At 73.9% G+C, this 13,651-nt stretch carries 8 protein-coding genes; 2 read left to right on the top strand and 6 right to left on the bottom strand.

Annotated elements, in window-relative coordinates; genetic code table 11:
- Window positions 1-1,203, bottom strand: a complete 1,203-nt coding sequence (locus tag GA0070608_RS21790; protein ID WP_091630381.1) for an erythromycin esterase family protein — start codon at window positions 1,201-1,203, stop codon at window positions 1-3.
- 58 nt (window positions 1,204-1,261) lie between these two features.
- On the opposite strand from GA0070608_RS21790, the gene GA0070608_RS21795 reads away from it, so the two are divergent.
- Window positions 1,262-1,984 (top strand): TioE family transcriptional regulator, encoded by a 723-nt coding sequence (locus GA0070608_RS21795; protein ID WP_091630382.1) that lies wholly within the window; start codon window positions 1,262-1,264, stop codon window positions 1,982-1,984.
- A gap of 121 nt (window positions 1,985-2,105) precedes the next feature.
- Here GA0070608_RS21795 and GA0070608_RS21800 read toward each other — a convergent pair whose 3' ends face one another.
- On the bottom strand, window positions 2,106-4,367 hold the full coding sequence (locus GA0070608_RS21800) for a catalase (protein ID WP_091630383.1): 2,262 nt from the start codon (window positions 4,365-4,367) through the stop codon (window positions 2,106-2,108).
- A gap of 211 nt (window positions 4,368-4,578) precedes the next feature.
- Here GA0070608_RS21800 and GA0070608_RS21805 point away from each other — a divergent pair, with 211 nt between their 5' ends.
- Window positions 4,579-5,478 carry a serine hydrolase domain-containing protein gene (locus tag GA0070608_RS21805; RefSeq protein ID WP_091635779.1) on the top strand — a complete coding sequence of 300 codons (900 nt, stop codon included), beginning with the start codon at window positions 4,579-4,581 and terminating at the stop codon, window positions 5,476-5,478.
- Window positions 5,479-5,614: 136 nt separating this feature from the next.
- Here GA0070608_RS21805 and GA0070608_RS21810 read toward each other — a convergent pair whose 3' ends face one another.
- From GA0070608_RS21810 to GA0070608_RS21825, 4 genes are all read right to left on the bottom strand, one after another.
- Entirely contained in the window at window positions 5,615-7,054 is a 1,440-nt protein-coding gene (locus tag GA0070608_RS21810; RefSeq protein ID WP_091630384.1) for a nitroreductase family protein, read from the bottom strand.
- Window positions 7,055-7,108: 54 nt separating this feature from the next.
- On the bottom strand, window positions 7,109-10,012 hold the full coding sequence (locus GA0070608_RS21815) for an ATP-binding protein (RefSeq protein WP_245715876.1): 2,904 nt from the start codon (window positions 10,010-10,012) through the stop codon (window positions 7,109-7,111).
- Between the two features lie 86 nt (window positions 10,013-10,098).
- Window positions 10,099-10,335, bottom strand: a complete 237-nt coding sequence (locus tag GA0070608_RS21820) for a hypothetical protein (protein WP_091630386.1) — start codon at window positions 10,333-10,335, stop codon at window positions 10,099-10,101.
- An 86-nt stretch (window positions 10,336-10,421) separates the two neighbouring features.
- Window positions 10,422-13,640, bottom strand: a complete 3,219-nt coding sequence (locus GA0070608_RS21825; RefSeq protein ID WP_245715877.1) for a type 2 lanthipeptide synthetase LanM family protein — start codon at window positions 13,638-13,640, stop codon at window positions 10,422-10,424.
- Between the last annotated feature and the right edge of the window lie 11 nt (window positions 13,641-13,651).

Here is a 13,651-nt window from a genome sequence, read left to right on the forward strand (position 1 = left end):
CTAGCTCGGCGGGGCGTCCTTGACGAACACGATCCCGTCAAGGCCAGTCAGGTGGGTCGGGTCCAGCGGGGCGTAGCCGAACCAGGGGGACACGCGGGCAGTGGGCGTCACGTCGCCGAGGACAGCGGCCAGCCGGCGGGCGTCGACGACGTACCGGTCCTCCGGGAGCGCGTACAGGAGCCCTTCGACGGTGTCCGGAGGCGGGGTGTCCACTCCCTGGTGGCGGATCGTGCCGAGGGCCGTGGCCAGGAAGGCGTACCGCTCTCCCAGATGGGCGCTGACGATCGCGCCGGCGCTCCACCACTCCACCGGCAGGTCGCCCATGCGCATCCTGCTCTTGTCCCGCTGGAGGTGGCTGTTGTGGGCGTTCACCAGCGCCGGGCCTCGCTCGGCGACGGCGAGCAGGTTGGCGGCCATCATCGAGTCCCGCACGCCGAGCAGCCGCGCCAGGCGGCTCGGTGACGTGTCGGCCATCCAGAAGTGGTAGCGCAGCAGCCCGGTGGCGGTACGCCCGTACATGCGTGCCCGGTCCCAGTCGTCCCGCGAGGACGCCGCGATCAGACCTGGCGTCTGCGCGTCGAGCAGGGCTACCAGGTCGTCGGCGAGCAGCCGCAACTGGTTGGCCTCGGGTGTCCGCCCCACGGACCGGGACGGGTCCATCATCGCGGCGGGATCGGTCCACCGATCGTCGGTGCCGCACAGGCCGTCGAGCGTTTCCGCGGCGCAGGGGAGCAGGCCGGCGTCGACCCGGGCGGTGAGGTAGGCGTGGAGTGCGGTGAGGGCCTGTCGAGGGCTCGCGGCGTTGGTGATCTCCAGCGGGCCGTCGAAACCGGCGAAGCGTAGCCGCTCGGACGCGGGCCGGCCGTCGTTGTACGCGCGCATCCAGCTCACCAGCTCGCGGTTGCCCGCGAAGGCGCCCCACCCGTGGCTGAACCCGCGCTCCATGACCTCGTCGAGGATGCCCGTGCCCGACGTGACGTAGTCATCCACGACCAGGCCCATCATGCAGTCGCTCTCGATCGTGATCGTCCGGTAGTGCTCCTGCTCGACGAGTTGCCGGAAGAGATCGTTGCGCAGGTCGAGCAGACCGTTTTCGCCGTGGGTGGGCTCACCCAGGGCGAGCAGCCGCGGCCTGGCCGTGAGCAGGCCCATGACGGCAGCAGCGTCGACGACATGGGCGGCGTCTTTGACAGCAGGATTCATTCCCTCAACGGTATCGTTGAACCAACGGATGAAACTTCCCCGCGGTATTGGCAGGAAAGTGACGCGAAACCTTCAAAGCGGCGGACAGCTCAGGCCGGTTGACCTGGCACGTGGGCACGGCCTGTCCACGCAGGCGGTCAGGAACTACGAGGCGGCCGGCATCCTTCCGGGCGCCGAACGCACCGCGCATGGCTACCGCACCTACACGCCGTCGCACGCGCAGGCGCTGCGCGCGTTCCTCGCCCTCGTGCCCGGACACGGCCACCGGACGGCTACGTTGATCATGCAGGCGATCAGCCGGGGCACGACTGAGGACGCGTTCCGGCTCATCGACGAGAGTCATGCCCAGCTTCTCGACGACCGCCGCACCCTCCAGGCTGTCGAAGCCGCGCTTCGCGACCTCAGTCCCGTGCCGCGGGAACGCGGCGACACGTTCGTCGGCCCCCTGGCGAGAAGGCTCGGCATCCGCCCGGCCACCCTGCGCAAATGGGAACGCGCCGGCCTGGTCCAACCGCGCCGCGACCCGCAGACGGGCTACCGGGTCTACAGCGCGGCCGACGTGCGCGACACCCAACTCGTCCACCAGCTCAGACGGGGCGGCTACCGGCTGGAGCAGATCGGCCCACTGATCGCGCAGGTCCACTCTGCCGGAGGCGTCGCACCCCTTGAGTCGACGCTGCACGACTGGCATGCCCGCCTCTCGGCCCGCAGCCGCGCCATGCTCACCGGCGCCGCAGCCCTGGACGCCTACCTCGGCTGCCGCCCGGACCCCGCCCGCTGACCGGCGTGTCACCAACCCGGCCAACGCTCGTGGTCAGAGCACCGGGTACGCCCGACCCGGCCATGCCGAGGGCCGTCCTCCCGACCCGGCGGAGGACGGCCCTCGGCAGCGGATGAGCCGGTCAGGAGACCGAGGCGGGGAACCTCTCCCACACCCGGTGGGTGGTCAGCAGCTGCTTCACGGCGGTGAAGACCTCGGCCCCGGAGTCACCCGTGACGACGCCGGGCGTGCCGGCCACCCCCGCCTGCCGCAGCACGCCGGCGCCTGCGCCCCACGCGCCGATTGCCTTGGCGTGCCGCCAGCATTCGTCGACCAGCAGCAGCACGCGCGGATCCACGGAGCCGGAGTCCGCCGCGCCCGCCTTGGCGTCGCGCGCCGGCATCGCGTCCGGTGCGGGCGCGGGCGCCCCGGCCAGCAGGAGCACGTCGAACTCGACCGAGCGGCCGGTGGCGAAGGTCCGCTGCACCGGCAGGTTGCCGACCATGCCGCCGTGCGGGGCGATCAGCAGCGGCACCATGCCGGCGGCGAGAACCGCCCGGCGTACCTCGTCGACGTCGTCGAGCCCGGTGTGGGGGTCGACGACGATCCCCACCGTTCGGCCGTCGGCCGGCCACTGCCTGCCCACCTGCGACAGCGCGGGGCTGGGCGCGGCGTCGACGAGCGGCACGGTCGGCTCCGGTGCGGGAAGACCCAGCCCGGTGGCGACCTGCGCGCACAGCACCGGGTCGATGTTGGCGAGACACTGGAGCTGGCGTTCCCGGATCGCCTGGTGGTAGCACTTGCCCAGCTCGAAGGTGTAGGCGCGGATGATGTGCTCCCTCTCGACCGGCGACATGCTCAGCCAGAACAGGCGGACCTGGCTGTAGTGGTCGTCGAACGAGACCGGGTTGGCGCGTACCTTGGGCGCCTGCGCCACCGTCACCGGCACGTCGACGAACGCGTCGTCCCCGTCGCCGGCCGGGAAGGGGTTGCCGCCGTCGAGCGAGTTCGGCCGGTACGGCGCCACCCCGGCGTGCACGGCCTGCTGGTGGAAGCCGTCACGCAGCATGTCGTTGACCGGGGCGTGCGGGCGGTTGATCGGGATCTGTGAGAAGTTCGGCCCGCCCAGCCGGGTGAGCTGCGTGTCGACGTACGAGAACAGCCGGCCCTGCAACAGCGGATCGTTCGTGACGTCGATGCCCGGCGGCAGGTGGCCGACGTGGAAGGCGACCTGCTCGGTCTCGGCGAAGAAGTTCGTCGGCGTCCGGTTGAGCGTCAGCCTCCCGACCGGCTGCACCGGCGCCAGCTCCTCCGGCACGATCTTCGTCGGGTCGAGCAGGTCGATCCCGGCGAAGGTCTCCTCGGGGACGTCGGGGAAGACCTGGAGACCGAGCTCCCATTCGGGGAAGGCGCCGGCCTCGATGGCGTCGTACAGGTCCCGGCGGTGGAAGTCCGGGTCCATGCCGCCCAGCAACTGCGCCTCCTCCCAGGTCAGGGAGTGCACGCCCAGCCTGGGCTTCCAGTGGAACTTGACCAGCGCCGTCTCGCCGGCCGCGTTGACGAGCCGGAAGGTGTGGACGCCGAAGCCCTCCATCATCCGGAACGAGCGCGGGATGCCCCGGTCGGACATGTTCCACATGGTGTGGTGCTGCGCCTCGGTGTGCAGGGAGACGAAGTCCCAGAAGGTGTCGTGCGCGCTCTGGGCCTGCGGGATCTCCCGGTCGGGGTGCGGCTTGCCGGCGTGGATGATGTCCGGGAACTTGATCGCGTCCTGGATGAAGAAGACCGGCATGTTGTTGGCGACCAGGTCGAAGGTGCCCTCGTCGGTGTAGAACTTCGTCGCGAAGCCACGGGTGTCGCGGACCGTGTCGGCCGAGCCGCGCGAGCCGAGGACGGTGGAGAACCGTACGAAGACGTCCGTCGTCCTGCCCTTGGCCAGGAAGCCGGCCTTCGTCACCCGCTCGGCGGTGCCGTAGGCCTCGAAGACGCCGTGCGCCCCTGCCCCACGCGCGTGCACCACACGCTCGGGGATGCGTTCGTGGTCGAAGTGCGTGATCTTCTCGCGCAGGTGGTGGTCCTGGAGCAGGACCGGACCGCGCGGCCCGGCCTTCAGCGAATGGTCCGTGTCGCGCAGCCGCGCCCCCTGCGACGTCGTGAGGAAGGCGCCCTGCTGACCGTTCGCCGTCGTCGGTGCGCCGGTCGGCGCGCCCGTCGGCGTACGGGTCTCGGGGGCGCCCTGTTCCTTCTTCGGCGGCAGCGGGTCGTGCGGCGTGGTCGGCTCCTCGACGGTTGGCGGTACGCTCCCCGGCGCGCCGGGGACATCCGGAGTCAGCGCGTCGGCCACCTTCCCGGCGGCGGCCTCCACGACGTCCTTGACCGCCTTGGCGGGCTTGCTGGCATCCATCTGACGAGTTCCTCCACGAAGCGCTGTTGAGCAGGCATTCTGGGCCGTACCCCGAGACGGGCGGGGGAAACGGGAACGCGCCGACGGCAGGGCCACCGGTGTGGCGCGGCCCGGTCCGCCGTCTGTGCGGCCCGGGCTGCCGGGGACGGGTGCGGCCGGTGCCGGCGGTCCGGGTCGGCTGCCACCGTCCGGCGTCGCGTACCGTCCGTCCGTGAGCGCGGAACTTCTTGAGGACTTCGTGCGGGCGGAACGCGAGCGTGCGTTGGGTGTCTACGGCATCTGTGTGCATCGCGAGGGCCGCCCGCCGGTGGAACACCGCTTCCGGTCCGACGACCGGGTGAACCTGTACTCCGTGGCCAAGACGTTCACGTCCGTGGCGGTGGGGCTCGCGGAGGCGGAGGGGCGACTGAGCCTCGACGACCGTCTCCTGGACCATCTGCCCGAGCTGCGGCCGATCGCCGCCGACGGGTTCGCCGACGTCACGCTCCGTCAACTGCTGACGATGACCAGCGGCACCAGCCACCGCTGGTTCGCCGACGAGCGGACAACCGCCGCCGACCTGCTCCACGAGATCGTCGCCGCGCCGCTCGTCGCCGCGCCCGGGGCCCGCTTCGCGTACACGGGTTCGGGCCCGTACGCCCTCGGCCGGGTGATCGCCCGGGTCACCGGGGCGGACCTGCGCTCGTACCTGCTGCCGCGCCTGTTCGCGCCGCTGGATCTGCACAACCCGGCCTGGCACACGTGTCCGCTGGGCCACCCCTTCGCGGAGAGCGACCTCTTCCTTCGTACCGAGGAACTCGCGCGGTTCGCGCGGTTGCTGGTGCAGGAGGGCCGGTGGGAGGGCCGGCAGGTCCTGCCGGCGGAGTACGTGCGGCGGATGACGGGGGACCGGGTCGACACGAGCACCATCACGTACGGCGAGCAGTACACCCACGGATACGGGCTGGGCGTGTGGATCGACCGGGCCGACACGTACCGGCTGGACGGCCGCTACGGTCAGTACGTGGTCGTCAGCCCCGCGCGCCGGGCCGCCGTCACGGTGACCGCGCACGCGGAGCGTGACGGGGAACTGCTCACCGCGATCCACAAGCTCGTCGTCGCCCGGTGCTGACGCGGATCCCGTCCGCCCGTCGGCCCGGCACGCGAACGGGATCTGCCGAGAGGAACAGCATCGTGGCACGCCGGGAATGAGGCCGTCGTGGTCGGCCGCGCAGCCGTCCTGCCGCCCGACGGTCGGGCGGGTGGCGTCACGACCCGCCGAGTCGGGGCGCGACCGGGCGGACCTCGACCGGGTCGCCCGGTCGCCCGCCCGCGCGCGACCGGTACTCCGGGACGCCCACGCAGGTGAAGAGCAACGCCGCGAGGTCGTCTGGCCCGGCCAGCAGCCCCGGGACCTCCGAGTCGAGGAAGGTCATGCCGGAGGCGCCCGCGCCCAGGGCGTACGCCGCGAGGTGCAGCCGGCCCTCGACGAGCCCGGCGGCGAGCTGGGCGTCGCGGTAGCCACGGTCGTCGAGGGTCGCCAGCGGCGCGGCGGCGATGACGACGTACGCCGCGTCGCCGGCGAGTGCCTGGTCCAGGCAGACCCGGAGCAGCTCGTCGCGTAGGTCTCCGGTGCGCAGCGGCGTCGACAGGTCGGGCCACCAGTAGAGGCCGGGCGGCACGCCGTCGACCCCGTGCACGGCGACCCAGTGCGGAACCGGCACGCCGCGCAGGGCCGCTGCCAGGGACCATTCCAGCAGGGCGCGCGGCAGCGTCCGGGACCTGTCCATCCGTCGTTGCGAGCCGCGCCGGCGGACAACCTCGTCGAACGGGTCGGACGGCGGGAACGCCGACAGCGGCTCCGCCTGCGGCCAGGGCGCGCCGAGCACGTCGCGCTCTCCGGCGCGCTGCGCGGTGGTGCACAGCGGCAACTCGACCTGCGGAAGCTCACCGTGGACGGCCGGGCCGGTGGGCCCGATCGCCGGTGCGCCGTCGCCGAGGGACAGCAGGGCCAGCGGATACTCGTGCACCCCGTCCGCGCCGACCAGCGCGCGCACGGTGGCGTCCGGGAAGAGCGACCGCAGCCGCGGCGCGAGACCGGCGCTCGTTGCCGCCGCCGACAGTTGGGACAGCAGCGTGCCGGCGTCCCAGTAGAGGTGCCGCCACCCGCGCTCGGCGTAGCGCCACCCCGTCCGCCACGGCACGCCCGTCACCACGAGCGTCGTGACCGCCCCGGTGGCGGCGGGAGCCACCTGGACGAGCGCGTGCCGCCGTGCGTCGTACCAGTGCACGCCGTCCGGCACCCCGGCGACGCCCCTGGTGCTCGCGTAGACCTCCAGGGGGAACCGCGCCCCGGCCGAACCGGAGGCGCGGTAGAGGAAGGGGCGGCCGTTGCGCTCGGCCGTGCGCACGACGCCGGCCCCGAGGAAGAGCACGCGGCCGAGCTGCGCCGCGTCGAGGGGCTGTGCGGGGGACGCGACGCCGGCCAGCACGGCGGTCGCGGAGACGCCGGGGTCGGGCAGGTCGCGCGGCAGGGCGAGGACGGCAGGACCGTCCGGGTAGCCCTTCATGGGCGGCGGCAGGGTCTCGGGGTCGTTCGGGACGAGGTCGTGGCGGACGCGCGGATCGTCCACGGGCACGCTCCACTCACGGGCCGGCTCGTAGGACGTCAGCCGGTGCAGCAGCCCGGCGCCGGTGTCGAGGTCCATCCGGTCATCCTGCCAGCACGCGCCGCCGGGCGATGGCCCCCACGGCGGTACCGCTCAGCCGCGCTCCACCTCGGCGGCGAACTCGCTCAGCGCGATCCGGTTCGGCAGGCCGGTCTTGCCGAGCAGGCTGGACACGTGCCGCTCCACGGTGCGTGGGGACAGGTGCAGCCGGCCGGCTATCTCCCGGTTGCTGAGCCGCCCGACCAGCAGCCGCAGCACCTCGAACTCCCGCACCGTCACGCCCGCCGACCGCAGCCCGGCGGGGATGTCGCCGGCACCGGAGCGGCGCTGGTTCACGCGTACCCCCGCCTGGCGCAGCAGGGCCCGGCAGGCACTGGCCACGGCCGGCACGTCACCGCGGTGGAAGTGCTCCTCGGCGGCGCGCAGCCACTGCACCGGGTGTCCCCAGCCGTCGGCGAGGGCCGACTCACCCACCAGCCGCAACGCGAGGTGCCGGCCCATCGCGTACGGCTCGCCGGCCCGTATCGCCTCGGCCGCCGCCTCCTGCGCCGCGTCCGGCCGCCCCGACCGGCCGAGGAGTACCGCCTTGGCGAACAGTGCGAACTGGAGATCCCAGCGCAACCGGCTCGCCGAGTCGCCCTGCACCGCCTCGTAGGCCGGCCAGCCGGCCTCGCCGGACATCACCTGGAGCAGCAGGTGCAGGCCGTGCCGGCCGGAGAGGTGGAAGACCGTCGGGCTCCGCTCCTCGGCGCTGAACGCGCGGGCCAACTCGTCGAGGGCGCGGGGCCGGTCCTCCTCCAGCAGCGCGCAGAAAGCCCTCGCCAGCCCGTGCACGCGGGGAGCGTGCAGGGCCAGGTCGCCGCTCCACCGGCGGAACTCGGCCAGCGCGTGCTCCATCTCCCGGCGCCGCCCCTGGTGCCCTGCGAGCACCGCGCTGACCATCAGCACGTACTGGGTGGTCTCCAGCAGTTTCAGCCGGGTGGTCGCGGCCAGCACCTGCTGGACGAGGCTGTTCGCGGTGTCGAAGTCCCCCCGCAGCGCCGCGTGCAGGGCCAGGCTCGCCTCCGCCTGGTGGCGCGCGGTCACGGCGCCGGCCTGGGAGGCGCGTTCCCGGGCCTGTTCGAGCCGGTCCAGGCTGGCGTCGCGCAGCGCGTCGTCGTTGCCGAGCCGGATCAGCGCGTGGATCTCCCAGATCGGCAGCCGGTGCTGCGCGGCGATCACCAGGGCCCGTTCCAGGCACCGGGTCGCCTCCGTCGGGTCGCGGTGCCGGATCAGCGCGCCGAGCAGCTGCCACGCCTGGCAGGCCACCACCGGCAGCGGGACGGTCTCGGCGACGGTGGCGGCGCGGCGGGCCAGCGCCTCGGCGGTGGCGAGCTGGTCGTGTCCGGCGGTGTCCAGCACCAGGTGGGCGGCGATCACGTCGACCGGCGCGGTGTCCTCCGCGGCGGCGTCCGGGCCGAGCAGCGCCCGCGCCTGTTCCACCTGTGCCAGCCCTTCGGCCGAGCGACCGGCGACCGTCGCGGCCCAGGCCAGTCGGGTGTGCAGTTGCGCCCGCCGGCGCGGGTCGACGCCGCCGATCTGGTCGAGGATGCTGACCGACGCGAGTGCCCGCTCGACCAGCCCCGCCTCGGCCAGGGCGTGTAGCAGGGCTTCGAGGGCGGCCGCGCGCGCCACCGGGTTGTTCTCGCCGAGCAGGCCGATAGCCCGGTCCAGCAGGGCGACCGCGGTGGTGGCGCCACCCTGTGCGATGGCCCGGCGGCCCGCCTCGGTGAACAGCCGGCCGGCGGCCTCCGGGTTGTCGGCCTCCAGGTGCAGGGTGGCTGCCACCTGGCACCACTCGCCCGGCAGACCGGGGAACACCTTCTCCACCGCGTCGGTCATCCGCCGGGCGAGCCGGGGCCGCTCACCCGGACCGAGGAGGGTGAGCAGCGCCTCCCGGGTGACCCGGTGCCGGAAGGCGTACCAGTCGGTGAGCTGGTCGTCGACAGTGACCAGTCGCCCCGCGACGTCCCCGCCCAGATGGTCGAGCACCGCGCGGTCACTCAGCCCGGTGGCCGCCTGCACCACCGTCAGCGGGAAGCGCTCGCCCAGCAGCGCGCCCATCGAGAGCAGCTCCCGGGTCTGCGGGTCGAGCTGCTCGACGCCCTGCACCATGCCCCGGGCCAGGGTGCTCGGCAGGGCGGCCGGCAGCTTCTCGGACATCCGCCAGCCCTCCGGGCCACCGACCAGCAGCGCGCCGTCGATCATCCCGGCGACCAACTCCTCGATGAGGAAGGGGTTTCCGGAACTGCCTGTCGAGACGAGGGCGTGCACCGCCGCCGGCACCCGTTCCGGGGCGGCGCCGAGGCAGGCGCCGACCATCTGCCGCAGCCCGTCGTCGTCGAGCCGGCCCAGCTCGATGAGGGTGCACTGACCACGTTGGGCGGCCGAGCGGGCGAGGGCCAGCGCCGCGCAGGACTCGGCCCGGATCGCCCCCAGCAACATGGTCGGTTGCAGGGCGACGTTGTCGATCAGATACTCCAGCACGGCCAACGTCTCCGTGTCGGCGTCCTGGAGGTCGTCCAACAGCATCAGGCAACCCCGCCCCGCACCGGCCACCCCGGTCAGCCGGAGGACCGCCTCGGCGAGGATCACCAGGGACGCGTTCTCCTGGTCGGCCGGCGGCCGGCCCCAGTCGGGGACGAGCCGGCCGAGGATCGGGCCGTACGGCCCGAGCGCGGTGGGGTCGACCGGCCCGGCCCGGAGCAGCGACAGCAGCGCCTCGGTCAGGGGACGCAGCGGCACCGCGGTGCCGATCGTGCTGCCCCGGCCCCGCATCACCCGCATGCCCGCCACGGTGGCCAGCTCCGCGACCCTCGATGTGAGGCGGGACTTGCCGACGCCACTCTCGCCGACCAGGAACACCGCGCCACCCAGCCCGGCCTGGGCCGATTCGAGGCTGTCCAGCACCGCGCGGAGTTCGGCGTCCCGACCGATGAGCTTTGAGGAGCGGTACACACTCCGCACGCTATCCGAGGCGGGAGGCGACAGCCCAACGCGGTGCTGTCGTCCCCTCCCGCCCCGGCCAACCAACTAGTGTCCCGTCACCACGGGCGTTCGGGGCAGCAGGTGGTCATGGGTGCGGCCTCCGCCCCCGCCCCGCCGCCACCGACGAGACCGCCGACCACCATGCCCACGGGCACGACCAGGCTGGCCAGGGCGGCTGCGCGGATCCCGAACGTCACAACGGGCTGTACCCACATCGCCCCGACGGGATCGCCGACCGGCGCTGCGGAGTCGGTCTCGTCGGCACGACGCGGGGAGAGCTGGTTCTCGGACAACTGTCATTCCTCCTGTTGGTGTTCTGATGGGTGTTTCCGGGAGCAGATCACTCCACTGGAGACGGTGTTCACCCGCCCGGTGGTCCTCAGCCCGAGGCCGGCGGTTCAGCGGTGGGCTCCAGCAGCAGCACCGACGGAACTCGTGCGGTCCCGGCGAGCCGGAGCAGTTCGTATCCGATGCCGGCCAGCCCGGTGAGCAGGCCGGGGGTGGGCACATTGCCCGGCGTCCCGCAGGACGGCCCGTACCGGTCGACGGCGTCGAGGACCCGGCCGAGATGCCGCCGCACCGCGCTCCCGGGTGCGATGCCGTGCACCGCCTCCGCGACGCCCAGCTCGCCGTGGCAGAGGCTGAGGTCGCCGAGCAGCGGGCGGTCGGTGAGCAGGCGTACCGCCTCGTCGGGGCAAAAAGCGGGCCCCGGTCCGCCGTCGGGCGGGTGCGGGTCGCCGGGGGCGGGGATGTGCCGGGTCGGCGCGTCGGGGGCGAGGGCGCTGTGGGCGAGCGCCAGGCCGGCCGCGCCGCGACACCAGCCGTACCCGGCCCGCCCGGCGGTGGAGAGGGTGCCGGCCCGCCGCAGCGCGAGCCGGCCGGCCTGTGCGTACCGGGTGCCGCCGGTCCGGGCGTACCGGTCCAGTGCCCAGCCGATGCCGGCCAGTCCGTCGGCGAAACCCATCTTCCCGGGTGGGTCGTCCCGCTCGATCGTGTCGACGAGCCGGTCGGCGCAGCGCCGGGCGAGCGATCCCGCCGGCGGGTAACCCAGCTCGGCGTGCACCGCGTCCATGGCGGCGAGGCAGCCCGCGCTGCCGTCGGCCCAGCCCAGGGCCGGGGACTCCGCACCGGCGACGGCGAGGTCGACCGCGGTGCGGGCCTGCCCGGCGAGGCCGGGGTCGGCCAGCAAAGTGGACAGCCGGGCGAGCCCGTACGCGATGCCACCGAGGCCGTGCAGCCCGCCGGGCCCGATCGCGGCGACCAGGTCCGGGCGCGTGTCGAGCAGCTGGAACAGTCCCGGCACCGCGCCGACGGCCCGGTGGGCCAGCTCGGCGTGGCGGGCGGTGCCGGTCACCGCGGTGAGCTGGGCGAGGAAGAGCGCGACACCGAGGTGGCCGTCGGCCAGCCCGGCGCCCATCGGCAGGACCAGCCACTGCCGATCGTCGACCAGCTCCAGGCCGAGCCAGTTCACCCGGTCCGTGCCGACCACGCCGCGGGCCTGGATCTCGTCGGCGATAGCGCACGCCGTGGCGAGCAGGCGTTCCGGCGACGCGTCGGTGTCCGTGACCGCCCGCGACACCGGTGTGGCGGTGTGCCGCCCGTCGACCGGGTGCCGGGTGGCCAGTGTCGCCGCGACGATCCACTCCTGGTGCTGCCGGTCGGTGTCGCCCAACGTGGCTGTCTTCTCCAGCGCGGTGTCGAGCCCGCAGCGGGCCAGCGGCACGGGCAGCGGCCCGCCGCCGGCGACCCGGACGGTCCGGCTGCCGGCGGTGCTCTCGAACAGCGGGACGTCGCCCTCCCACAGTGCGGCGACCTCGTGCCCGGGGAGCTGGGCGAGGAACGGGTGCGTGCCGACGCTCGACCAGAGGACGCCGAACGCGCGGTCCCGCTCCAGCGCGTCGCCGAGGACGTCCGGGTGGGTGGTCTCGGTGAGCAGCGTGTGGTAGCCCGAGGTGGGGCGGGCGACCACCCGTACCGGGACGGTGGCGCAGGAGGAGACCAGCTCGGTGAACTCCCGCCGGTGCGTCCGGATCGTCTCGTACGCCAGCCGGAACCCCGCCCGCAGCGCCGGCTCGTGGGCCGTGGGGTCGATGTCGGTGTCGCCGACGCGCGGGCGGTTGCGGGCGCCGACGAAGTCGACCGCGCGCCGGGTCAACCGCATCCGGTCGGTGCCCGGGTCGGTCCAGTCGATCGCGCTGGCGGGTGCGGTCCCGCCACGGTCGCCGCCGATGCCGGACAGGTCCATCACCCCCTGGTCGCCCACGACGATCATCGGCATCAGGCCGGTCCGGTGCACCGAGGCGGCCAGCAGGTCCGCCGCCGGATCGCCGGTGCCCGCCGGCTCACCCAGCGCGGGATGGAAGAGCGTCTCGGTGTCCACCACGACCGGCGTCGCGCCGGCGGCGATCAGGTTCTCGTAGTGCATGTCCGTGGCGTGCAGGGCGTGCAGCAGCGCGAGCAGGGCGCCCTGCCGGCGGTAGAACCCGTCCGCCTGCTCCGGGCTGCTCAGCGGCGCCGCGTCGATGTGCTCCGACCAGCCGTGACCCGGCCGGGTCAGGGCCGCGACCCCGCGCAGCCCCAGCCCCGGCGTCCGCTGCTCCAGCCAGTCGACGAACCCGGTGAACCGGACCTGGGAGGCCAGGTCGCGTGGTTTGTAGACGACGCGTCGGCCGTCCGCGAAACGCAGCACGGCGGTCGTACGGCCACCGGCGTGGGCGTCACCCAGATTGCTGTGGACCGCGATCAGCGGGCCCGGATCGCTGTCGCCGAGCAGGGTGCGGACCAGGTCGTCGCGGTCGGCGACGAACCGGGTCAGCAGCTCGATCCCGGCCCGGGCGGCCGTCGTGGCGGTCTGCGCCAGCAGGCGGGCCAGGGTGGGGTAGCGGTCGACCAGTTCGGCCAGCCCGGCGGGGTCGCAAAGCTGCGCCACGAAGTCGGCGAACCGGGCCCGGCTGTCGACGCCGGCGAGCCGGCCGGCCTCCCGACGTCGATGCAGCTCCGAGACCAGTGTGCGGGCCGCGACGGAGAGCAGGCGACGAGCCAGCTCGGTGGCGAGATGGTCGGTGAGGGCGGGCAGGTCCACCGTCCGCCCCGTCGCGATTCGGTCAGAATTGGCGACGATTCGGTCAGCGGCGGTGACGAATCGGTCCACTGCGACCTGGACGAACGTCCTCAGGGGCGCGGAGAGGGCCTCCCGCCAGTCCGACGGGTTCGTAGGTGGGCGCGGCGCCGCCGCGGCGTACAGCGCCGCCTCAACGGTGTCCGCCCAGGCCGGACGGGGGATCCTGGCCGCGATGGCGGAGCGCTCCTCCGCCAGCAGGTCGAGCAACCCCGACTCGTCCAGGCCGACCTCGGCGAGCCGCGCCACCAGGCCCGCCCCGTGTCCGGACCGCCAGGCGGCCAGCAGACGATCCGTGTCGTCCCTACTGTTCGTGCCGTTCGTGCTGCGCGACGCGCGGTCGCGCTGGCGGCCCGGCGTGCCGCCGGCCCGGCCGGGCGCCCGTTCGTGCAGCGCGAGCCCCGACGCCCACCAGTGCGGGGCCAGCCGCACGTCGGAGCAGGCGCCCGCGGTGGCGCCGGCCAGGGGAGTCGAGGTCACGGTTGCAAGGT

The organism is Micromonospora peucetia, assembly GCF_900091625.1.
GTDB classification, from domain to species: domain Bacteria; phylum Actinomycetota; class Actinomycetes; order Mycobacteriales; family Micromonosporaceae; genus Micromonospora; species Micromonospora peucetia.